The organism is Pseudomonas shirazensis (genome assembly GCF_014268785.2).
Lineage (GTDB): Bacteria > Pseudomonadota > Gammaproteobacteria > Pseudomonadales > Pseudomonadaceae > Aquipseudomonas > Aquipseudomonas shirazensis.
This window is the reverse complement of record NZ_JABWRD020000002.1, coordinates 201318-224164: the sequence shown is the minus strand read 5'-3', so window position 1 is coordinate 224164 and position 22847 is coordinate 201318. Positions and strand designations below refer to the sequence as shown.

The following is a 22847-nucleotide window of genomic DNA, read 5'->3' as shown; positions in this document are numbered from 1 at the left end:
GTAATACCTCTGGCAGTCGGGTGAAGGCTGTGGCACAAGGTCTGTTGCCGTGGAGCACGCATTCACTGAAACGATTTTGTTATTGGAATTACAAGATTATGCGTTATGGGATAGAAAACAAGCCCTTTTGATGGCAGTATTTTGTGTAAACATACAACGAGTGGTCGGGCGAGCTGCTTCCACGGTGCACCAGGCAGGTTTCACTTGAGCCTAGGTCGCAATCGGGGGGAGGGGAAATCCCGCTTCAGATCACCCTTACCGTCAGCCTGGAGTTCAGTACATGCACCCGCGCATCCTAGAGGTCACCCAACGGCTGATCGAACGTAGCCGTCCTACCCGTGAACGTTATCTGCAACTGATTCGCGGTGCGGCCAGTGACGGCCCGATGCGCGCCAGCCTGCAGTGCGCCAACTTCGCCCACGGCGTGGCCGGCTGCGGTAGCGAAGACAAACACAGTCTGCGCATGATGAATGCCGCCAACGTGGCAATTGTTTCGGCTTATAACGACATGCTTTCGGCGCATCAGCCTTACCAGCATTTCCCCGAGCAGATCAAACAGGCGCTGCGCGAGATCGGCTCGGTCGGCCAGTTTGCCGGCGGTGTGCCGGCCATGTGCGATGGCGTCACCCAGGGTGAGCCGGGCATGGAGCTGGCCATCGCCAGCCGCGAAGTGATCGCGATGTCCACCGCCATTGCCCTGTCGCACAACATGTTCGACGCCGCCTTGATGCTCGGCATCTGCGACAAGATCGTCCCTGGCCTGATGATGGGCGCGTTGCGCTTCGGCCATCTGCCGACCATCTTCGTCCCTGGCGGACCAATGCCGTCGGGCATTTCCAACAAGCAAAAGGCCGATGTGCGCCAGCGCTATGCCGAAGGCAAGGCCAGCCGCGAAGAGCTGCTCGAGTCGGAAATGAACTCCTACCATAGCCCCGGCACCTGCACCTTCTACGGCACCGCCAACACCAACCAGCTGGTGATGGAAGTGATGGGCCTGCACCTGCCCGGCGCCTCGTTCGTCAATCCTTACACGCCGTTGCGTGATGCCCTCACCGCCGAAGCTGCGCAGCAGGTCACGCGCATGACCAAAGCCAGCGGCAGCTTCATGCCGCTGGGCGAAATCGTCGATGAAAAGGCCCTGGTCAACTCGATCGTCGCCCTGCATGCCACCGGCGGCTCGACCAACCACACCCTGCACATCCCGGCGATTGCCCAGGCTGCCGGCATCCAGTTGACCTGGCAGGACATGGCTGACCTGTCCGAGGTCGTGCCAACCCTGTCCAACGTCTACCCCAATGGCAAAGCCGACATCAACCACTTCCAGGCCGCCGGCGGCATGTCGTTCCTGATTCGCGAGCTGCTCGATGCCGGCCTGCTGCACGACGACGTCAACACCGTGGCCGGGCATGGCCTGCGCCGTTACACCCAGGAGCCGTTCCTGGAAGATGGCCGGCTGGTCTGGCGCGAAGGCCCGTTGCAAAGCCTGGACGAGAACATCCTGCGCCCGGCTTCGCGGCCATTCTCCAGCGAGGGCGGCCTACGGGTGATGGAAGGCAACCTCGGCCGCGGCGTGATGAAAGTCTCCGCCGTGGCGCCCGAGCACCGCGTGGTCGAAGCGCCGGCGCGAGTGTTCGAAGATCAGCAGGCATTGGCCGATGCGTTCAAGGCCGGTGAGCTGGAGTGCGATTTCGTCGCGGTGATGCGCTTCCAGGGCCCGCGCTGCAACGGCATGCCCGAGCTGCACAAGATGACGCCGTTTCTCGGCGTGCTGCAGGACCGCGGCTTCAAGGTCGCGCTGGTCACCGATGGGCGTATGTCTGGCGCCTCGGGCAAGATCCCGGCGGCGATCCACGTCTGCCCGGAAGCGTTCGACGGCGGCCCGCTGGCACGTGTGCGCGATGGTGATATGGTGCGCGTTGATGGTGTCGAAGGCACCTTGCGGGTGATGGTCTCGGCCGAAGAGCTGGCCAGCCGCGATCTGCCGCCTGCACCCCAGGGCAATGACCTGGGCTGCGGACGCGAACTGTTTGGTTTCATGCGCATGGCGTTCAGTTCAGCGGAACAGGGCGCCAGCGCCTTTACCTCTGGCCTGGAGAATCTCAAGTGAATGAGTTGCTGGTTGGCGACATCGGTGGCACCAACGCACGTTTTGCCCTTTGGCGCGACAACCAGCTGCACGCCGTGCGGGTGTTGCCGACGGCTGACTACACCAGCCTGGAGCAGGCGATCCAGGCGTACCTGCAGGAGCAGGGCATCGCACGCGGTGAGCTCGCGGCGATATGCCTGGCGGTTGCCGGGCCGGTGGATGGCGATGAGTTCCAGTTCACCAACAACCACTGGCGGCTGAGCCGCCGGGCGTTCTGCGACATGCTTCAGGTCAAGCAGCTGCTGTTGCTCAACGACTTCTCGGCGATGGCGCTGGGCATGACCCGTTTGCTGCCAGGTGAATTCCAGGCGGTATGCGCCGGTGACGCCGACCCAGCCCGTCCGGCGCTGGTGATCGGCCCTGGCACCGGGCTGGGCGTCGGCAGCTTGTTGCACCTCAACCAGCAACAGTGGATGGCGGTGCCGGGCGAGGGCGGCCATGTCGACCTGCCCGTCGGTAACGCGCGTGAAGCGGCGATCCATCAGCAGATGCAGAGCCAGATTGGCCATGTCAGTGCCGAAACCGTGCTCAGCGGCGGCGGCCTGGTGCGCTTGTATCAGGCGATGTGCGCGCTGGATGGTGTTCAGCCAGTTCACCTGAGCCCAGCTGAAGTCACCGAGGCTGCGCTGGCTGGTGAGCCGCAGGCATTGGCCGTGATCGAACAGTTTTGCTGCTTCCTTGGCCGGGTTGCCGGCAACAACGTACTCACCCTCGGCGCGCGCGGCGGGGTGTATATCGTCGGTGGCGTGATCCCGCGGTTTGCCGAGCTGTTCCTGCGCAGCGGTTTTGCTGCCAGCTTTGCCGACAAGGGCTGCATGAGCGGCTATTTTGCCGGGATCCCGGTATGGTTGGTCACCGCTGAGTTTTCCGGCTTGCTGGGTGCCGGTGTGGCGCTGCAGCAGACGATGAGTTTGCCCCGCAACTGACCACCGCCCCAGGCAAGACGACCTCAATAACAGCGGGCAGCTAGACCCGCGTGCACCAGAGGAAGGTATTTTAGTGAGCACTGCCGCCCGATCGATCCTGATGGTCGATGACGACCATGACATCCGCGAACTCCTGCAGACCTACCTGAGCCGTTCGGGGTTTCAGGTGCGCGCCGAGGCCGATGGCCAGGGTTTTCGCCAGGCGCTGGACAGCACGACGTGTGACCTGGTGATTCTCGACGTGATGCTGCCCGACGAAGACGGCTTCAGCTTATGCCGTTGGGTGCGCCAGCACCCGCGCCAGTCGCGGGTGCCGATCATCATGCTCACCGCCAGTTCCGACGAGGCCGATCGGGTCATCGGCCTGGAGCTGGGCGCCGATGACTACCTCGGCAAACCGTTCAGCCCACGGGAGTTGCAAGCACGGATCAAGGCCTTGCTGCGCCGTGCTGAGTTTGGCCAGGTAGCGCCCGCCAGTGCCGTGCTGGCGTTTGACGAATGGCAGCTGGACACCGTCAGCCATCGACTGTTCCACCGCGACGGTGAAGAGGTGATTCTATCGGGCGCCGACTTCGCTTTGCTCAAACTGTTTCTCGACCACCCGCAGCAGATCCTCGACCGCGACACCATTGGCAATGCTACCCGTGGCCGCGAGCCGATGCCGCTCGACCGTATCGTCGACATGGCCGTCAGCCGCCTGCGTTCACGCCTGCGCGATACCGACAAACCGCCACGGCTGATCCGCACCGTGCGCGGCAGTGGCTACCTGCTGGCGGCACATGTCAACCGCAGCCACTGAGCGTCGCTGGCGCCTGCTGCCGCGCTCTCTGCTGGGGCGCATGCTGCTGTTGACCCTGCTGGTGGTATTGCTGGCGCAGGGCCTGTCGAGCTTGATCTGGGTGGCGCAGTTGCGCGCCAGCCAGTTGCAGGGCCTGCGCGCCAGCGCGCAGAGCCTGGCCCACTCGATGAGCGCCAGTGTCAGTTACTTCCGCTCGTTGCCGGTGGCCTATCGGCCAATGGTCCTCGACCAATTGCGCAGCATGGGCGGCACGCGCTTTTTCGTATCGCTCAACGACAAGCCGCTGGACATGGCCACGCTGCCGATCACTCCGCGCAAGCAGGCAGTCATCGACGTGTTCCAGCAAGTGCTGCACGAGCGCCTCGGCCAGCAGGTGGAAGTCTCGGTCGAGTTCGTCAGCCCCGATCAGCTGCGCATCTTCAACAGCGGCCTCAAGCTCGATGAGCTGCCGCGCTCGTGGGCGCATTATTCGCTGACCCTGGAACCGCTCAACCCGCCGGTGCTGGTCAACCAGATCCGCCTGGCCGAAGGTGAGTGGCTGTACATCGCCTCGCTGCTGCCGGAGCCCTACACCAGCCTTGAGGCCGAGCGCCTGCCGCGTCAGCAGATCGGCTTCATTGCCCTGACCACGGCCATGTTGCTGCTGTTCATCGGCCTGTTGGTGCACTGGCAAAGTCGACCGTTGAAGCGTCTGGCCCGCGCGGCCCGCGATCTGTCGCTGGGCGCCGAGGTGGTGCCGGTGACCGAGGGTGGCGGCAGCGAAGTGGTCGAGGTAGGTCGCGCCTTCAACAGTATGCGCGAGCGCATCAGCCGTTACCTGACCGAGCGCAGCCAGCTATTCAGCGCGATCTCGCACGACTTGCGCACGCCGATCACGCGCCTGCGCCTGCGCGTCGAGCTGCTTGAAGACGAACGCCTGCAAGCGCAGTTCAGCCGTGATTTGGACGAGTTGGAGCTGTTGGTCAAAGGCGCACTGCAGTGCGTCAAAGACACGGATATCCACGAGAACATCGAGCCGATCGATCTCAACCAGCTGCTGGAAATTCTCGCTGAACCGTACCTGCGTGACGGCCGTATCACTGTCGAGGGGCGGGCGTTGGCGCCGTATCCGGGCAAGGCCTTGGCCCTGCGCCGCTGCATCGGCAACCTGGTCGACAACGCGATCAAGTACGGCGAGCGCGCGCACCTGCGCATCATCGATGGCCCGGAGGGCTTTGTGCTGCAGGTCGATGACCACGGTCCGGGTGTGCCGCAGCAGCAAATGGAGCAGGTGTTCGAGCCGCATTTTCGTTTGGCCGGGCAGCAGCAAGGCTATGGCCTGGGCCTGGGCATCGCGCGCAATATTGCCCACAGTCATGGCGGTGAAGTCAGTTTGCTCAACCTGCGCGAGGGCGGCCTGCGGGTTACCCTGTGCCTGCCGCGCAGCGCCGAGTGAGCAACGCTTGGTCACCGGCCAGTGACACCAATGGCGGCCTTTGTGACCTATTGGCCGTAGCACTCTGGCTAGACTTGACCGCCACGACAGGCGCCGTGCCTGTTCTCGACAAGGATGCAGCAGGCCGATGAATGATGCTCAATCGCCGTTGATCGACGGGCCGCACAGTGCCTGGCTGGATGCCGAAGGGCAGCGTTTGCTGGTCTTCGCCAGAGCCTCACAGCTGGAACTCGGCTTCGGCAATCTCGACAGCTACGGCCACCTCGCCGCCGACGCAATTGCCGACACCATTACCACCGCGCGGATGACCCACAGCTTCGCCTTGGCTCATCTACAAGGCAGGCCCGGTTGTCTGGAGCTGGTTGAGCTCGGCGTCGCCGCCTTGGCCGGCACGCTGCGCGATGTCGAGCATGGCGGCTGGCACGCCAGCGCCGCTCCCGCTGGCGACAGCATCAAAGCCGCTTACCTGCACGCCTTCGTTGCCCTCGCTGCGAGTTCTGCGCAGGTGGCCGGCAGCGCTGCTGCGCCGGCCTTGCTGGCGCAAGCCATCGAGATCATCGAGGCGCATTTCTGGAGTGAAAGCGAGGGTGCCCTGCGCGAAAGCTTCAGTCGCGACTGGCAGCAGCAGGAGGCCTATCGCGGGGCCAACAGCAACATGCATGGCACCGAAGCGTTTTTGGCCCTTGCCGACGTGACTGGCGAGCCGATCTGGTTGCAGCGTGCGCTGCGCATCGTCGAGCGGGTGATCCACGGCCATGCGCGTGCCAATGGCTTCAGTGTGATCGAGCACTTCGACCTGCACTGGCAGCCGCTCACCGATTACAACAGCGACAACCGCGCCGATGGCTACCGACCCTACGGCGTTACTCCCGGCCACGGCTTCGAGTGGGCGCGGCTGCTGCTGCACCTTGAAGCTGCGCTGCAATTGGCCGATCTACCGACACCCGACTGGCTACTGGCCGACGCACGCGGCCTGTTTGCCAGCGCCTGTGAGCACGCCTGGCACACCGACGGCGCCCCCGGAATCGTCTACACCCTCGACTGGCAACAACGCCCGGTAGTACGCCAGCGCCTGCACTGGGTGCATGCCGAGGCCAGCGCCGCTGCCGCTGCGTTGTGGCAGCGCACGGGGGAGGCGCAATACCAGTGCTGGTACGGGCGTTTCTGGGCGTTCATCCAGGCCCATCTGATCGATAACGACGCCGGCAGCTGGCACCACGAACTGAGCCCGGACAACCTCCCCAGTGCGACGATATGGGCGGGCAAACCGGACCTCTATCACGCTTATCAGGCTGTGCTGTTGCCCACCCTGGCACTGGCGCCAAGCCTTGCCACGGGCCTCGCCCGGCGAATGTAACCAACTGATGACAATCGCGCAGCGCTTCGTTACCTGAGGGGCCTTGCCGGGTTATTACACTCCTGTGCAATGCAAGCGACAGTCTTGCCCTGCATAACAACAAGAAAGGTATTGCGATGAACTCCACTCTGCGTCTCGCCGCCGCGATTTCCCTCGCCTCCCTGCTGCCCCTGAGCGCGTCTGCCGCCGATGCCAAAGGCTCGGTCGAAGTGGTGCACTGGTGGACCTCTGGTGGTGAAAAGGCTGCTGTCGATGTACTCAAGGCTCAAATCGAAAAAGACGGCTTCATCTGGAAAGATGGCGCTGTTGCCGGGGGCGGCGGTGCCACCGCAATGACCGTACTGAAGAGCCGAGCCGTGGCCGGCAATCCGCCAGGCGTGGCCCAGATCAAGGGCCCGGACATCCAGGAGTGGGCCTCCACCGGCCTGCTCGACAGTGACGTGCTCAAGGACGTGGCCAAAGAGCAGAACTGGGACGGCCTGCTGGAGAAGAAAGTCGCCGACACCGTCAAGTACGAGGGCGACTATGTCGCTGTGCCGGTCAACATCCACCGCGTCAACTGGCTGTGGATCAACCCCGAAGTATTCAAGAAGGCCGGCATCGATAAGGCGCCGACCACCCTCGACGAGTTCTACGCCGCAGCCGAAAAACTCAAGGCAGCCGGCTTCATCCCGCTCGCCCACGGCGGCCAGCCATGGCAGGACAGCACCGTATTCGAAGCGGTGGTGCTGTCGGTAATGGGCGCCGACGGTTACAAGCAGGCGCTGGTTGATCTTGACCAAAAGGTGCTGACCGGACCGGGCATGGTCAAGGCGCTGACCGAACTCAAGCGCGTCGCTACCTACATGGACGCTGACGGCAAAGGCCAGGACTGGAACCTGGAAGCCGCCAAGGTCATCAACGGCAAGGCCGGCATGCAGGTCATGGGCGACTGGGTCAAGAGCGAGTGGACCCTGGCCAACAAGGTCGCCGGCAAGGATTACCAGTGCGTGCCGTTCCCGGGTACCGACAAGGCCTTCACCTACAACATCGACTCGCTGGTGGTGTTCAAGCAGAAGGACGTCGGCACTTCGGCTGGCCAGCAGGACATCGCCAAAGTGGTGATGAGCGAGGACTTCCAGAAGCTGTTCAGCACCAACAAGGGCTCGATCCCGGTCCGTAAGGACATGCTCGTCGAGATGGCCAAGCATGGCTTCGATGCCTGCGCGCAGACCTCGGCCAAGGACTTCCTTGCCGACGCCCAGACCGGCGGCCTGCAACCAAGCATGGCGCACAACATGGCGACCAACCTGGCAGTGCAGGGCGCGTTCTTCGATGTGGTCACCAACTACATCAACGACCCCAAGGCCGACCCGACCGATGCCGCGAAAAAGCTCGGCGCGGCGATCAAGTCCGCCCAGTAACGGCTGGTCCGGCGCAGCCGTCCTCGCGGCGGCTGCACGCCACCCTCAGTTAACGTTCTGTACTGACAGGTATCGCTGCCATGACTACTGCGACCGCGCAACTGCGGGCCTCACCCCTGGACGCCGTGCAGCGCTGGTTACCTAAACTGGTACTGGCGCCGACCATGGTCATCATCCTGGTGGGCTTCTACGGTTATATCCTGTGGACCTTTGTCCTCTCGTTCACCACCTCGACCTTTTTGCCCAATTACAAATGGGCAGGGCTGGCGCAATACGCACGCCTGCTCGACAACGACCGCTGGTGGGTGGCGAGCAAGAACCTGCTGGTGTTCGGCAGCCTGTTCATCGGCATCAGCCTGGTCATCGGAGTACTGCTGGCGATCCTGCTGGACCAGCGTATCCGCCGCGAAGGGTTTATCCGCACCATCTACCTGTACCCGATGGCGCTGTCGATGATCGTCACCGGCACGGCCTGGAAGTGGCTGCTCAACCCCGGTATGGGCCTGGACAAGCTGATGCGCGACTGGGGCTGGGAGGGCTTTCGCCTGGACTGGCTGATCGATCCCGACCGGGTCGTGTACTGCCTGGTGATCGCTGCCGTTTGGCAAGCTTCCGGCTTCATCATGGCGATGTTTCTGGCCGGCCTGCGCGGGGTCGATCAGTCGATCATCCGCGCTGCGCAGATCGACGGTGCGAGCTTGCCGCGGATCTATTGGCAGGTGGTTCTGCCCAGCCTGCGCCCGGTATTTTTCAGTGCGGTGATGATCCTCTCGCACATCGCCATCAAGAGCTTTGACCTGGTGGCGGCGATGACCGCTGGCGGCCCGGGTTACTCGTCCGACCTGCCGGCCATGTTCATGTATTCGTTCACCTTCAGCCGTGGCCAGATGGGCATGGGTTCGGCCAGCGCGATCCTCATGCTGGGCGCGATCCTGGCGATTCTGGTGCCTTACTTGTACTCGGAGCTGAGGAACAAACGCCATGACTAGCCGCCTCGACAAACCGGCCATCAGCCTCAGTCGGCTGGCCATTCATGCGGTATTACTGTTTGCCGTGCTGCTGTACCTGGTGCCGCTGGTGGTGATGCTGCTGACCAGCGTCAAGACCCCGGAAGACATCGGCAGCGGCAACCTGCTCAGCTGGCCGGCGGTGGTCACCAGCATCGGCTGGGCCAAGGCCTGGGCCACGGTCAGTGGCTATTTCTGGAACTCGATCATGATCACCGTACCGGCGGTGCTGATCTCTACCGCGCTCGGCGCACTCAATGGCTACGTCCTGGCGATGTGGCGTTTCCGTGGCTCGCAGGTGTTCTTCGGCCTGCTGCTGTTTGGCTGCTTCCTGCCGTTCCAGACCGTGCTGCTGCCAGCCTCGTTCACCCTCGGCAAGCTCGGCCTGGCCAACACCACGGCTGGCCTGGTGCTGGTGCATGTGGTGTATGGCCTGGCGTTCACCACGCTGTTTTTCCGCAACTACTACGTGACCATCCCCGATGCGTTGGTGAAGGCAGCGCGGCTGGATGGTGCCGGGTTTTTCACCATCTTCGGGCGGATCATTCTGCCGATGTCGACGCCGATCATCATGGTCTGCCTGATCTGGCAGTTCACCCAGATCTGGAACGATTTTCTGTTCGGCGTGGTGTTCTCCAGCGGCGACTCGCAACCGATCACCGTGGCCCTCAACAACCTGGTCAACACCAGCACCGGGGCCAAGGAATACAACGTCGACATGGCCGCGGCAATGATCGCCGGCCTGCCAACCCTGCTGGTCTATGTGGTCGCAGGCAAGTATTTCGTGCGTGGCCTGAGCGCCGGCGCAGTCAAGGGGTAAGTCATGGCCACACTCGAACTTCGCAACGTCAACAAGACCTACGGCACTGGTGTGCCAGACACACTCAAAGACATCCAGCTGGCGATCAAGGACGGTGAGTTTCTGATCCTGGTCGGCCCTTCCGGCTGCGGCAAGTCGACCTTGATGAACTGCATCGCTGGCCTGGAGAGCATCAGCGGCGGGGCGATCCTGATCGATGGCGACGACGTCAGCGGCATGAGCCCGAAGGATCGCGACATCGCCATGGTGTTCCAGTCGTATGCGCTGTACCCGACCATGAGCGTGCGCGACAACATCGCCTTCGGCCTGAAGATCCGCAAGCTGCCCCAGGCAGCCATCGACGAAGAAGTGGCGCGGGTAGCCAAGCTGCTGCAGATCGAACACCTGCTCACGCGCAAGCCGGGCCAGCTCTCCGGCGGCCAGCAGCAGCGCGTGGCGATGGGCCGGGCGCTGGCACGGCGGCCGAAGATCTACCTGTTCGACGAGCCGCTGTCCAACCTCGACGCCAAGCTGCGGGTCGAGATGCGCACCGAAATCAAGCTGATGCATCAACGGCTGAAAACCACCACGGTGTACGTCACCCATGACCAGATCGAGGCGATGACCCTGGGCGACAAAGTGGCGGTGATGAAGGACGGCATCATCCAGCAGTTCGGCACCCCGCAGCAGATCTACAACGACCCGGCCAACCAGTTTGTCGCCAGCTTCATCGGCTCGCCGCCGATGAACTTCGTGCCGGTGCGCCTGCGCGAGCAGGGCGGCCGTGTGCTGGCGCTGCTCGACAGTGGCCAGGCGCGCTGCGAGCTGGCGCTGGGCGCGGCCAGCCAAGGCTTCGATGGCCGTGAAGTGATTCTCGGCATTCGTCCCGAGCAGATCAGCCTCGGTGCAGGGGGGGGCGACGGCCTGTCGCTGTTGCGCGCCGAAGTCCAGATCACCGAGCCGACCGGGCCGGACCTGCTGGTCTTCGTCACCGTCAACCAGACCAAGCTGTGCTGCCGGCTGGCGCCGGATATCAGCTGCCAGGTCGGCGACACCCTCAACCTGCAGCTGGACCCGGCACGGGTGCTGCTGTTCGACGCGCAAACCGGTGAGCGCCTGCACCTGGCTCGCCACGCCGCACCCTTGCAAGATAACGTTGCCCACATCGCGGGCCGTTGATTGGACCCTTCATAACAAGAAAAGAGGACGCACAGGGATGGAACATCGCAATCGCATCAGCACGTTGGGTTCGCTGGCCTTGCTGGCCGTGGTCGGCAGCAGCGTACAGGCCGCCGAGGCCTTCTCCAGCGAATCGAAATGGATGAGTGGCGACTGGGGCGGCACCCGCACCGAGCTGCTCGACAAGGGCTACGACTTCACCCTCGACTACGTAGGTGAGGTCGCCGGCAACCTCAATGGCGGTTACAACGACGACAAGACTGCGCGCTACAGCGACCAGTTCGCCCTCGGCATGCACCTGGATCTGGAGAAGATCCTCGGCTGGCACGACACCGAGTTCAAGCTGGCGGTCACCGAGCGCAGCGGCCGCAACCTGTCCAACGACCGCATCAGCGACCCGCGCGCCGGTCAGTTCAGTTCGGTGCAGGAAGTCTGGGGCCGCGGCCAGACCTGGCGGCTGACCCAGATGTGGATCAAGCAGAAGTATTTCGATGGCGCGCTGGACGTCAAATTCGGCCGCTACGGCCCGGGCGAGGACTTCAACAGCTTCCCTTGCGACTTCCAGAACCTGGCGTTCTGCGGCTCGCAGGTGGGTAACTGGGTCGGCGGCATCTGGTACAACTGGCCCGTCAGCCAGTGGGCATTGCGGGTCAAGTACAACATCACCCCGGAAGTCTTCGTGCAGGTCGGTGCGTTCGAGCAGAACCCGTCCAACCTCGAAACCGGCAACGGCTTCAAGCTCAGCGGCAGTGGCACCAAAGGCGCGATCATTCCGGTCGAGGCGGTCTGGCAGCCCAAGGTCAATGGCCTGCCGGGTGAATACCGCCTGGGTTATTACTACAGCACGGCCTCGGCCGATGACGTCTACAAGGATGTCAACGGCAATGCCCAGGGCATCAGCGGCGCCGGCTTCAAGTCGCACTCGAGCAAGCACGGCTGGTGGGTGGTGGCCCAGCAGCAAGTCACCGCACATGCCGGTGACGTCAATCGTGGCCTGAGCCTGTTCGCCAACTTCACCGTGCACGACAAGGCCACCAACGTGGTCGACAACTACCAGCAAGTCGGCATGGTCTACAAAGGTGCTTTCGATTCACGGCCCAAGGATGACATCGGCTTCGGCATCGCCCGGATCCACGTCAACGATGACGTGAAAAAGCGCGCCGAGCAGCTCAACGCACAGAGCGGTATCAGTGATTACAACGACATGGGCTTTGTGCCGCTGCAGCGCACCGAGTACAACGCCGAGCTGTACTACGGCTTCCACGTCACCAACTGGCTGACCGTGCGGCCCAACCTGCAGTACATCAAAAGCCCAGGTGGGGTTGATGAAGTCGACAACGCGCTGGTCGCAGGGCTGAAGATTCAGTCGTCATTCTGAGGCTAAATGTTGTAAATTTACGCCATCGTAGCGACCGCACTGCGGTCGCTTGTCGCCCAGCCGTTGTCACGCAGGCTGTTTCAGCAGTGCGTGGCGACGCGTTTGGCCGGCAACCGCGGCCCTAATGACAACAAGAGTTACCAGCCATGCCCGAACATCCGCTCCACTGCTTGTTCACCCCGCAGCGGCCCAGGCCCGTCTTCGAGTGGGAGCGTCATCAACAGCGCGATGTCCTTATCATCGATCACCCGCACTGCCAGGCGGTGTTCAGCCGTCAGGGTGCGCAACTGCTGCACTTTCAGCCGAGCGGCGAACGGCCGTGGTTGTGGTGTGCCGGGCAATGGCCGCAAGTTGGCGCGATCCGCGGGGGAGTGCCGGTGTGCTGGCCCTGGTACGGGCGCCACCCCAGCGAAGACCTGTGGCCTACCCATGGCTGGGCCCGGCTACTGGACTGGAAGCTGCTGAGCAGCACATCCGACGATGACGGTGTGACCCTGGTGTGGCAGTTGCAGCTGTGTGAGTGGCAGGTCGACCTGCACGCGCGGCTCGGCAAGAACATGGAGCTCAAGCTCAGCACCGTGCATCAGGACAGCGAAACCTGCCAATTGAGTCATGCTCTGCTGGCTTACTGGCGTATTAGTGACGTTGCCAAGATAGCGCTGTCTGGGCTCGAAAACATTGAAGGTTATGACCAGCTGAGCCGGCAGAGCTGCCGGCAGAAGGGCGCCTTGAAGGTCGGTGGCGGCTGCCAGCGAGTGTATCCAGGCACCTCATCGGTGCAGTTGCACGACCCGACCTGGGACCGCGAGCTGTGTATCGATACCGGCGACAGCGACGACACCGTGGTCTGGCACCCCGGCAGCCGCCCGCTGATGGGCGTCAGTGGCCGCGAGAGTCAGCGCTTCGTCTGTGTCGAAGCCGCCAGCGGCAGCACCGCTGGCCTGAGCCTGGCGCCGGGCGAGCAGGCGCACCTGAGCCTGCAGGCGCACCGGCTCAATTGAGCTCGTCGTCCTCGATCGGGTAGCGGCTGGCGTTGAGGCTCTCCTTGATCTTGCGCAGGTGCGGCTGGAAGTCGACGCCGCGGCGCAGGGTCATGCCGGTGGCCAGGACGTCGAGCACGGTCAGTTGGATGATCCGGGAAGTCATCGGCATGTAGATGTCGGTGTCTTCCGGCAGCGGGATATGCAGGCTCATGCTGCAGGCATTGGCCAGCGGCGAGCCGGCGGCGGTCAGGCCGAGCACCGAGGCGCCGTTTTCGCGAGCTACGCGGGCAACCTCGACCAGCTCACGGGTGCGCCCGGTGTAGGAGATGATCACGAACAGGTCGCCGGTGTGTGCTACCGAGGCGAGCATGCGCTGCATCAGCACGTCGGCGTGGGCCGACACGGCCAGGTTGAAGCGGAAGAACTTGTGCTGGGCGTCCAGTGCCACCGGGGCCGATGCGCCGAGGCCGAAGAAGTGGATCTGGCGGGCCTGGATCATCATGTCGACGGCGCGGCTGACCTGCTGCGGGTCGAGCTGCTGGCAGGCGCTGTCGAGCGAGGCGATGGCGCTGCCGAAGATCTTCTGGGTGTAGGCGGCCGGATCATCATCAGCCTCGACCGCACGGCTGACGTAGGCGGCGCCGCTGGCCAGGCTCTGCGCCAGCTGCAGCTTGAGTTCCGGGTAGCCGCTGACGCCGAACGAGCGGCAGAAGCGGTTGACGGTCGGCTCGCTGACCTTGGCCGCCTGGGCCAGTGCGGCGATGCTGAAACGGGTGGCCTGTTGCGGGTTGAGCAGGATGACTTCGGCGACTTTGCGTTCGGCCTTGTTCAGCTCATCGAGGCGTCCCTGGATCTGTTCCAGGAGGTTGCGCACGCGGTCCATGGTATGTCCTTGGGTCGAGAAGACAGCCGGCTGGCGTTACAGCAGGCTTTTTGCAGGGTTGTCTATCGTACTGTCGGTAGGGGTTGATCTACCACTTGTCTGTAACACTTGTCGGCAATGTTGTGGTTTTTACTACATTACCTCTTGAAAAGTGCGGTTGAAAACGATATTCCTAGGTCAACTTTAGGAAAGAACCAACATCATGGCTGCGATCAGTGTTGAACCTTGCACCTTTGCCTTGTTTGGCGCCTTGGGCGACCTGGCACTGCGCAAGCTGTTCCCCGCGCTTTATCAGCTCGACCGTGCCGGCCTCCTGCACGCCGATTCGCGCTTGCTGGCGCTGGCCCGCGAGGCCGGTGACAGCCAGCAGCACCTGGCCAACATCGAAGCGCACTTGCGCCGGTTTGTGCCCGATGCCGATATCGAAGCGGCTACGCTTGGGCGCTTTCTGGCCCGGCTGAGCTACCTGCATCTGGATTTCCTCCAACCCGAGGGCTATCAGACCCTGGCTGAACAGGCCGCCCCTGGCGTGCCTCTGATCGCCTACTTTGCCACCCCGGCGGCGGTATACGGCGCGATTTGCGAGAACCTCGACAAGGCCGGCCTGGTCGAGCGCACCCGGGTGGTGCTGGAAAAGCCCATCGGGCACGATCTTGAGTCATCGCGGCGGGTCAACGACGCGGTGGCGCGGTTCTTCCCCGAGAGCCGGGTCTATCGCATCGACCACTACCTGGGCAAGGAGACGGTGCAGAACCTGATCGCCCTGCGCTTCGCCAACAGCCTGTTCGAGACTCAGTGGAACCAGAATTCGATCTCCCATGTGGAGATCACCGTGGCCGAAAAGGTCGGTATCGAAGGCCGTTGGGGCTACTTCGACAAGGCCGGCCAGCTGCGCGACATGATCCAGAACCACTTGCTGCAGCTGCTCTGCCTGATTGCCATGGACCCGCCCAGCGACCTCTCGGCCGACAGTATCCGCGACGAGAAGGTCAAGGTGCTCAAGGCTCTGGCGCCGATCACCGGCGAGGCCCTCAGCACCGCCGTGGTCCGCGGTCAGTACATCGCCGGTTACAGCGATGGCAAGCCAGTGCCGGGCTACCTCGAAGAAGACAATGCCAACGCCCAGAGCGACACCGAAACCTTCGTCGCCCTGCGTGCCGATATCCGCAACTGGCGCTGGTCGGGGGTGCCGTTCTACCTGCGCACCGGCAAGCGCATGCCCGGCAAGCTGTCGCAGATCGTCATCCACTTCAAGGAAACCCCGCATTATATCTTCGCTCCGGAACAGCGCTTGCAGATCGGCAACAAGCTGATCATCCGCCTGCAGCCGGATGAAGGTATTTCGCTGCGGGTGATGACCAAGGAGCAGGGCCTGGACAAGGGCATGCAACTGCGCAGCGGCCCGCTGCAACTGAATTTTTCCGATACCTGGCGCAGTGCGCGGATTCCGGATGCCTACGAGCGCTTGCTGCTGGAAGTGATGCGCGGCAACCAGAACCTGTTCGTGCGCAAGGACGAAATCGAATATGCCTGGAAGTGGTGTGATCAGCTGATCGCTGGCTGGAAAAACGCCGGCGACGCGCCCAAGCCTTATGCGGCCGGTTCATGGGGGCCGATGAGCTCGATTGCACTGATCACACGTGATGGGAGGTCATGGTATGGCGATATCTGAACTGCAACTGCCAAGCGTCGTCACGACGCACCAACTGGCTGATGCCAAGGCGTTGGCTGCACGCCTGGCGGCGGATGTCGCCGAGCGTCTGCGCCAAGCCATTGCCAACAAAGGCCGGGCTTGCCTGGTGTTGTCTGGCGGGCGTAGCCCGGTGCCGTTTCTCGAACAGCTGGCCAGCGCCGAGCTGGACTGGACCAAGGTCACCGTCAGCCTCGCCGACGAGCGCTGGGTGCCGGTCGAGCATGCCGACAGCAATGCTGGCCTGTTGGCCAGGCACCTGTTCAAAGGCCCGGCGGCCAAGGCCCGTTTCATCGGCCTGTATCAAAACGCCGGCAACCTTGAGGCCGCCGCCGAGCAGGCCGATCAAACCCTCGCCGAGTTGCCGCCGATCGACGTACTGGTGCTGGGCATGGGTGACGATGGCCATACCGCCTCGCTGTTCCCGGCCAGCCCGTTGTTGCGCCAGGGCCTGGCCAAGGTCGGCGAGCAGCGGGTGTTGCCGATGCTTGCGCCAAGCGTGCCGCATCAGCGCCTGAGCATGACCCGCGCCTTGCTGGCCAGCGCTGCCTTTACTGCTTTGTCTGTGCAGGGGGCCGGCAAGCTGGCGACCCTGCGCGCCGCGCTGGCGGGCGATGACCCCAGCGAAATGCCGATTCGCGCCTTTCTTCACGACCCCCTGAGCATCTACTGGTGCCCATGAGCCAAGGATCCACTGTCATGACCACCCTTGAACGCCCCCAGCCTTTGCTGTCGATGGCCGAAAAAACCGCGCGGATCGATGCGATCTGCGCCGCTGCACGGATCCTGCCGGTGATTACCATCGCCCGTGAGCAGGACATCCTGCCGCTGGCCGATGCTCTGGCCGCTGGCGGCATTCGCACGCTGGAAGTAACCCTGCGCTCGCAGCATGGCTTGAAGGCCATTGAAGTGCTGCGCGAGCAGCGCCCGGAACTGTGCATCGGCGCCGGCACTGTGCTCGATCGCGGCATGTTCAATGCTGTCCAGGCCGCAGGCGCACAGTTTGTGGTGACCCCGGGGATCACTGCCGACATTCTCGCTGCTGGTGTAGAGAGTGACATTCCGCTGTTGCCAGGCATCAGCACACCGTCGGAGATCATGCAGGGCTACGCCCTCGGTTACCGCCGCTTCAAACTGTTCCCGGCCGAAATCAGCGGTGGCGTGGCAGCGATCAAGGCCTTTGGCGGGCCGTTTGGCGATATCCGCTTCTGCCCAACCGGCGGCGTCAATCCAGGCAATGTGCGCAACTACATGGCGCTGAACAACGTGATGTGCGTGGGTGGCACCTGGATGCTCGATAGCAGCTGGATCAAGAACGGCGACTGGAACCGCATTACCGAATGCAGCGCCGAGGCGCTGGCATTGTTCGACTGATTGAATTCGTTGTGTGCTGCACGGCTTATGGGGCGCTTGGTCAGCGCCCCTTTTTTTGCCTTGGATAAAGCTGCTGGCAGTCAGGCCAGGCGGAAGCGGCTGACCAGTTGCTGCTGATGCTCGGCCAGGCGCGCCAGTTCCTGGCTGGTGACGGCGGTCTGCTGGGCGCCGGCGCTGACCTGGATAACCAGGTCGTTGATCTCGTTGACGTTGCGGCTGATGTCTTCCGAGACCGCACTCTGCTCTTCAGCGGCCGAGGCGATCTGGATAGTGCGGTCGTTGATGGTGGCTACGCCTTCGGCAATATTGCCGAGCAATTCGCCGGCCCGACCGATACGTTCGGCGCCTGACTGCGCCTTGCCCAGGGTCTCCAGCATCGAGGCGTTGGCGCGGTCCGAGCCTGCCTGCAGATTGCTGATCATCTGCTGGATATTGCCGGTCGACTCCTGAGTGCGCTGAGCCAGCGTGCGCACTTCCGAGGCGACGACAGCAAAGCCACGGCCATGGTCGCCGGCGCGGGCGGCCTCGATAGCGGCGTTGAGGGCGAGCAGGTTGGTTTGCTCGGCGATACCGCGAATCACGTCCAGCACCGAGGTGATGGCATCGCTCTCGTCCTTAAGCTCATCGATGATGGTGGCGGTCTGCTGGGCCTGGCTGGACAACTCGCGGATCAGCATGATGGTGGTTTCGATCTCCTCGCGGCCCACCACGGTGCTGCCATGGATCTGCTGGGAGAGGTTGGCTGCATCGCTGGTGCTCTGGGCCACGTCGCGTACGGTGGCGCTCATTTCATTGATCGCGGTGGCGACCAGTTCGGTGCTCTGGCGTTGCTGTTCGACGCTGCGGCTGGTTTGCAGGGTGACGGTCGACGACTCTTCGGCAGCCGTGGCCACCTGAGCAGTCGCGCTGCCGATCTCCTGGACGATCTCGGTGATCTCCTGGGCCATGCGGTTGAGGTTGGCGGCGATCTGGCCAAATTCGTCCTGGCTGCGATAGTGGGTGCGTGCGGTCAGATCGCGACCGGCCAGGGCATTCAGGGTAGCGTTGATGTCATGCACCGCCCGGCCCATGCTGCGGATGATCAGCGATGCCAGCAGAGCCACGCAGAGCAGCGCCAGCGCTGCACCGATAGCGGTCAGCCAGAGCGCGCGGGCGGCGCCGCTGCGGGCCTGCTCGGCAAGTTGGCCGACGGTCTGCGCCAGGCTGGTTTCGACGTCGCTCATTTGGTCGATGCGTTGGGTCGCCAGCTCGAACCAGGCTTCAGGCTTGGTATTCAGGGGCTGACCCAATGGCACGTCGAAACCGAGCTTGTGCAGTTTTGCCACTTCCAGCGCCGCTGGACTCTGAAGAACGTTCTGGTATTGGCTCAGTACACTGGCGGGTGCCTTGCGCATAAAGCCTTCGCTATAAGCGGTGAATTCACCCAGGTTACGACTAAAGCGCGATAACAGTGCCGCATCGAAGTGATCCTGATTGAATGCCAGGCCGAGGATAACGCGCTCACGGCCCGCGCGCTCCTTGAGTTCGATAAATTGATTGAGCGCGCTGAGTGCTTGCACCACTAATGTATCGGTGACGCGGTTTTCCAATGAATGGGTATAGCCGATCAGCTTTTGAATAAGTTCGGTATAACGCAGGCTCGATTGCGTGCTGTCGATGCTCAAACCGTCGACCTGGCCACGCAGCGCTGAAAGTTGCTCGAGGCTGCTTAGTGTCTGGCTCAACTCAGCGGATTTTTCCGGCAGGTTGCGCAGTGTTTCCAGTGCAGCGCTGCTGTCCTGGCGAAACTGACCAAGGCGATCGCCCATGTTCTTGCCCTGGCTACCGATGAACACACCGCTGGCGCCACGCTCGCGTTGCAGGCGGGTAACCAGCTGGCTGATCGACTGGGCGGTGCCGCTCGCGCTGACGGTGGCCTGCATGTCCCGCAGGGTGCGCAGGTTGTCGTTCAGAAACAGGCCGGCGAGTACTAGAAAGCCGAGCAGGGGGAACAGCAATATCAGCAGCAGTTTCTGGCGTAGCGGTGCGTTGGTCAACATTGGCTTTGGCCTCGATATCCTTGTGAGCAGAATTAACTATGGCGAGTGCCGAAGCTGTTGTTGTCATTGGTGGCACGCAGCCACTATGTTAAATGTTTAATCAAATAAAACGAAGGTAATAAGCGACGTATTTCGTCGGAGAATTTGCTGCCCAACGTTAGTGCAATAAACAAAGTGTTGAGCCATGTCAGTGCATGATCAATTAATTGCTACATAAAAAATAATTGGTTCGATCATCAAACTTTGCTTTCGCCATACGCGCATCCCTGTAGGAGCGGCCTTGTGTCGCGAAAGGCCCGCAAAGCGGGCCCGGCGATGTCCGGGGCGAAGCTGAAATGTTGGGGCGCTTCGCACCCCTTTCGCGACACAAGGCCGCTCCTACGGACGGCGCTGAACTGCTGGCCAAAAAAAACCGCATCCTAGGATGCGGTTTCTCTGTAACCCGACGGTGTTTTATGCCGCCTTGGCCTCTTCCTGACTCAGCGAACGGTTCAGGGCACTGAACAGCGCCTTGAAGCTTGCAGTAGTGATGTTTTCATCGATACCTACACCATGCACCGGGCGGCCACCGGCAACGCGCAGCTCGATGTAGGCGGCCGCCTTGGCATTGGTGCCGGCACCGATGGCGTGCTCGTTGTAGTCCATGATTTCCACCGCGACCGGGATGCAGGCAGCCAGCGCTTCCAGCGCGCCGTTGCCCTTGCCGTGCCAGTGCAGGTTGGTTTCGCCTTCACCGGCTACCTCCACTTCGACCTTGCTGCTGCCGTTCTCTTCCTGCAGGCGGTGGCTGACCAGCGCGTACGGGGCGTTGGCCTGGAGGTATTCCTTGTGCAGCAGCTTGTAGATCTGCTGGGCGGTCATTTCCAGGCCCAGGCGGTCGGTTTCACCCTGTACGACCTGGCTGAACTCGATCTGCATGCGGCGCGGCAGGCTGATGCCGTATTCCTGTTCAAGCAAGTAGGTGATGCCGCCTTTGCCCGACTGGCTGTTGACGCGGATCACCGCTTCGTAGCTGCGGCCGATGTCGGCCGGGTCGATCGGCAAGTACGGCACTTCCCACAGCTCGCCTTCCTGCTGCTTGCTGAAGCCTTTGCGAATAGCGTCCTGGTGCGAGCCGGAGAACGCAGTGTGAACCAGGTCGCCGACGTACGGGTGCCGCGGATGCACTGGCAGCTGGTTGCATTCCTCGACGACCTTGCGCACGCCGTCGATGTCGGAGAAGTCCAGCTGTGGGTCGATGCCCTGGGTGTAGAGGTTCAGCGCCAGGGTCACCAGGTCGACGTTGCCGGTGCGCTCGCCGTTGCCGAACAGGCAGCCTTCGGCGCGGTCGGCACCGGCCATCAGGCCCAGTTCGGTGGCAGCAATGCCAGTGCCACGGTCGTTGTGGCAGTGCAGGCTGATGATCACGCTGTCGCGGCGATTGACGTTGCGGCAGAACCACTCGATCTGGTCGGCGTAGATATTCGGCGTGGCCACTTCAACGGTAGCTGGCAGGTTGAAGATGATCTTGTGCTCAGGCGTCGGGTTCCACACCTCGGTCACGGCGTCGCAGACTTCCTTGGCGAACTCAAGCTCGGTGGCGCTGAAGGTCTCTGGCGAGTACTCGAATGTCCAGTGCGTCTCAGGCTGCTGCGCTGCGTATTTGACGAACAACTTGGCGGCATTCACGGCGATGTCCTTGACGCCTTGCTTGTCCTGGTTGAAGACAATGCGGCGGAACGACGGGCTGGTCGCGTTGTACAGATGGACAATGGCCTTTTTCGCCCCACGCAGCGACTCGAAGGTGCGTGCGATCAGGTCTTCGCGCGCCTGAGTCAGTACCTGGATGGTGGTGTCATCCGGGATGTGGCCGCCTTCGATCAAGGTGCGCACGAAGTCGAAATCGGTCTGCGAGGCAGACGGGAACGACGCTTCGATTTCTTTCACGCCAACCTGCACCAGCGTCTTCCAGAAACGCAGCTTCTTCTCCGCGTCCATCGGCTCGATCAGCGACTGGTTGCCATCACGCAGGTCCGAGCTGCACCAGATCGGCGCTTCGGTGATGGTCTTGGACGGCCAGGTGCGGTCGGGCAAATCGATGGTGGGGAAGGCGCGATATTTCTTCGACGGGTCTTTGAGCATGGTCATGCGAATAATCCTTTTGGGTGCGGCCGAGATCGGGCCTGCCGGACGATAACGAGATGAATAGGCGAGGCGACGCGATTCACCCTGGTAGTCGGGCACTGACCAGGCAGAGGCTGCGGTGTTGGCGAAGCAAAATGAGGGTGCTAGAGGTTTTCATGGCTTCAACCCTAACCACAGCTGTGAGGGTTGGCAAGCCTTGAAAAAAAATTGAGATAAATGCTTAAAAAGTGCTTGCTAGCGAGATTTTATGGCTGTTACTGCTTGAGTGCTTCATATTTGTTGCGCAGTATTTTTCCATTACGCAACTCGCTCAAACTGGTCGCCCGTTTGAAACGCATCCTCTGAGCGGCCTTGCCGGAGCGCCGGACCGGTCGGAAAGGGCCGCGAAGCGACCCCAGGACTTATGCAGCACAGCAAGATTGCTGGGCCCGCTTTGCGGGCCTTTCGCGTGACACAAGGCCGCTCCTACGCCCACGCACAGCACCGCGTTGAACCTCTCAGGGTTGGAATGCCCCGATGAAAATCGCCGGATCGACCCGCGCATCGTTCAGGCTGACGTTCCAGTGCATGTGCGGGCCGGTGGCGCGACCGGTCGCGCCGACCCGGCCAACCACGGCACCACGGCGCAGCTGCTGGCCATTTTTCACATCGATTTTCGACATGTGGCAGAACATGCTGATAAAGCCCTGGCCGTGGTCGACGAACACGGTCTGGCCATTGAAGAAGTAATTACCGATCAGGATCACCGTACCGTTGGCCGGGGTCTTGATCGGCGTCCCGGCGGGAACGGCGAAGTCCAGCCCGGCGTGCGGGTTGCGCTCTTCGCCGTTGAAGAAGCGGCGCACGCCAAACTTGCTCGACAGCGGCCCGTTGACCGGTTTGTCGAGGATCAGGTTGCTCGGCAGGGCCGGGCTGAAGCTGCGGTAGGCCTTGATCTGCTCGGCCAGCTCGCGGTCGATGCGCTTGAGGTCGGCCGGGTCTGGGTTGACCTGACGCTTGTTTTTCAGGGTGATGTGCTGCTCGGGGTACTTCTTGCTGCCGACGGTGAACGGCAGGCTGCGGTTGCCCTGGCTGAGGGAGGCAGTGCCGGGTTTCTGTGTCAGCGGGATGCCGACGATCGCCAGCCAGTTGTCCTGCTCCTTGACCACCAGCACCGGCTTGCCGTCAAAGCGCGCCTGTGGGGCACTGGCAGCAGGGCCCAGGTCAACCACGGCGACGCCGCCCGGCACTGGCTTGTTGAGGGTGCGGGTGATGTAGCTGGCCTGGGCCGCAGTGGTCAGCAGCAGCAAGGACAGAGCAAGCAGCGGGGCGAGCAAACGGGGCAT

General features: G+C 62.6%; 18 protein-coding genes and 1 pseudogene. 14 read left to right on the top strand and 5 right to left on the bottom strand.

From position 1 onward, the window contains the following. Positions 1-280 precede the first annotated feature (280 nt). The 11 genes from edd to HU736_RS12230 all read left to right on the top strand — a co-directional run bounded on the left by edd (position 281) and on the right by HU736_RS12230 (position 13430). Positions 281-2107, top strand: a complete 1827-nt coding sequence (gene edd, locus HU736_RS12280) for a phosphogluconate dehydratase (protein WP_103436222.1) — start codon at positions 281-283, stop codon at positions 2105-2107. Further along, positions 2104-3072, top strand: coding sequence for a glucokinase (locus HU736_RS12275; RefSeq protein WP_186697545.1), 969 nt, complete (start codon positions 2104-2106; stop codon positions 3070-3072). Before edd ends, HU736_RS12275 begins: the two co-directional genes overlap by 4 nt. A gap of 73 nt (positions 3073-3145) precedes the next feature. Then, positions 3146-3871, top strand: coding sequence for a response regulator (locus HU736_RS12270; RefSeq protein WP_103436224.1), 726 nt, complete (start codon positions 3146-3148; stop codon positions 3869-3871). Further along, a complete protein-coding gene (locus HU736_RS12265) occupies positions 3852-5306 on the top strand; it encodes an ATP-binding protein (RefSeq protein ID WP_186697547.1) in 1455 nt (484 codons plus the stop codon). Before HU736_RS12270 ends, HU736_RS12265 begins: the two co-directional genes overlap by 20 nt. Before the next feature lie 127 nt (positions 5307-5433). Next, complete coding sequence (locus tag HU736_RS12260; protein WP_186697549.1) at positions 5434-6663, top strand: D-mannose isomerase; 1230 nt, start codon at positions 5434-5436, stop codon at positions 6661-6663. Positions 6664-6779: 116 nt separating this feature from the next. Continuing rightward, positions 6780-8066: an ABC transporter substrate-binding protein gene (locus HU736_RS12255; RefSeq protein WP_186697551.1), complete on the top strand. Its 1287-nt coding sequence runs from the start codon at positions 6780-6782 to the stop codon at positions 8064-8066. Positions 8067-8146: 80 nt separating this feature from the next. Continuing rightward, the gene (locus HU736_RS12250; RefSeq protein WP_101316973.1) at positions 8147-9055 is read left to right on the top strand and encodes a carbohydrate ABC transporter permease; all 909 of its coding nucleotides are present in this window, start codon (positions 8147-8149) and stop codon (positions 9053-9055) included. Continuing rightward, positions 9048-9893, top strand: a complete 846-nt coding sequence (locus tag HU736_RS12245) for a carbohydrate ABC transporter permease (protein WP_186697553.1) — start codon at positions 9048-9050, stop codon at positions 9891-9893. The genes HU736_RS12250 and HU736_RS12245 overlap by 8 nt, the downstream gene beginning before the upstream one ends. Positions 9894-9896: 3 nt before the next feature. Next, the gene (locus HU736_RS12240; protein WP_103436229.1) at positions 9897-11051 is read left to right on the top strand and encodes an ABC transporter ATP-binding protein; all 1155 of its coding nucleotides are present in this window, start codon (positions 9897-9899) and stop codon (positions 11049-11051) included. Positions 11052-11088: 37 nt separating this feature from the next. Beyond that, positions 11089-12429 carry a carbohydrate porin gene (locus HU736_RS12235; RefSeq protein WP_186697555.1) on the top strand — a complete coding sequence of 447 codons (1341 nt, stop codon included), beginning with the start codon at positions 11089-11091 and terminating at the stop codon, positions 12427-12429. Positions 12430-12575: 146 nt separating this feature from the next. Continuing rightward, positions 12576-13430 (top strand): D-hexose-6-phosphate mutarotase, encoded by an 855-nt coding sequence (locus HU736_RS12230; protein WP_186697557.1) that lies wholly within the window; start codon positions 12576-12578, stop codon positions 13428-13430. On the opposite strand, the gene hexR is transcribed toward HU736_RS12230, so the two are convergent. Further along, positions 13423-14286: a DNA-binding transcriptional regulator HexR gene (gene hexR, locus HU736_RS12225; protein ID WP_178080816.1), complete on the bottom strand. Its 864-nt coding sequence runs from the start codon at positions 14284-14286 to the stop codon at positions 13423-13425. The genes HU736_RS12230 and hexR overlap by 8 nt on opposite strands. A 211-nt stretch (positions 14287-14497) precedes the next feature. Here hexR and zwf point away from each other — a divergent pair, with 211 nt between their 5' ends. From zwf to HU736_RS12210, 3 genes are read left to right on the top strand one after another with little or no spacing between them, the layout of a single operon-like run. Further along, positions 14498-15967: a glucose-6-phosphate dehydrogenase gene (gene zwf, locus HU736_RS12220; protein WP_101316985.1), complete on the top strand. Its 1470-nt coding sequence runs from the start codon at positions 14498-14500 to the stop codon at positions 15965-15967. Next, positions 15954-16667: a 6-phosphogluconolactonase gene (pgl, locus tag HU736_RS12215; RefSeq protein WP_186697559.1), complete on the top strand. Its 714-nt coding sequence runs from the start codon at positions 15954-15956 to the stop codon at positions 16665-16667. Before zwf ends, pgl begins: the two co-directional genes overlap by 14 nt. A gap of 17 nt (positions 16668-16684) precedes the next feature. Continuing rightward, complete coding sequence (locus HU736_RS12210; protein ID WP_181088623.1) at positions 16685-17359, top strand: bifunctional 4-hydroxy-2-oxoglutarate aldolase/2-dehydro-3-deoxy-phosphogluconate aldolase; 675 nt, start codon at positions 16685-16687, stop codon at positions 17357-17359. An 80-nt stretch (positions 17360-17439) separates the two neighbouring features. Here the strand turns inward: HU736_RS12210 and HU736_RS22210 are convergent, their stop codons facing one another. The 4 genes and pseudogenes from HU736_RS22210 to HU736_RS12195 all read right to left on the bottom strand — a co-directional run bounded on the left by HU736_RS22210 (position 17440) and on the right by HU736_RS12195 (position 22847). After that, positions 17440-18306 carry a methyl-accepting chemotaxis protein gene (locus HU736_RS22210; RefSeq protein ID WP_371411602.1) on the bottom strand — a complete coding sequence of 289 codons (867 nt, stop codon included), beginning with the start codon at positions 18304-18306 and terminating at the stop codon, positions 17440-17442. After that, positions 18301-19281: pseudogene (locus HU736_RS22205) on the bottom strand (nitrate- and nitrite sensing domain-containing protein); the annotation flags it as partial. The pseudogene HU736_RS22205 and the gene HU736_RS22210, both read right to left, overlap by 6 nt. 570 nt (positions 19282-19851) lie before the next feature. After that, entirely contained in the window at positions 19852-21525 is a 1674-nt protein-coding gene (gene leuA / locus HU736_RS12200) for a 2-isopropylmalate synthase (protein WP_103436234.1), read from the bottom strand. 494 nt (positions 21526-22019) lie between these two features. Continuing rightward, positions 22020-22847, bottom strand: a complete 828-nt coding sequence (locus HU736_RS12195) for a M23 family metallopeptidase (RefSeq protein ID WP_186697564.1) — start codon at positions 22845-22847, stop codon at positions 22020-22022.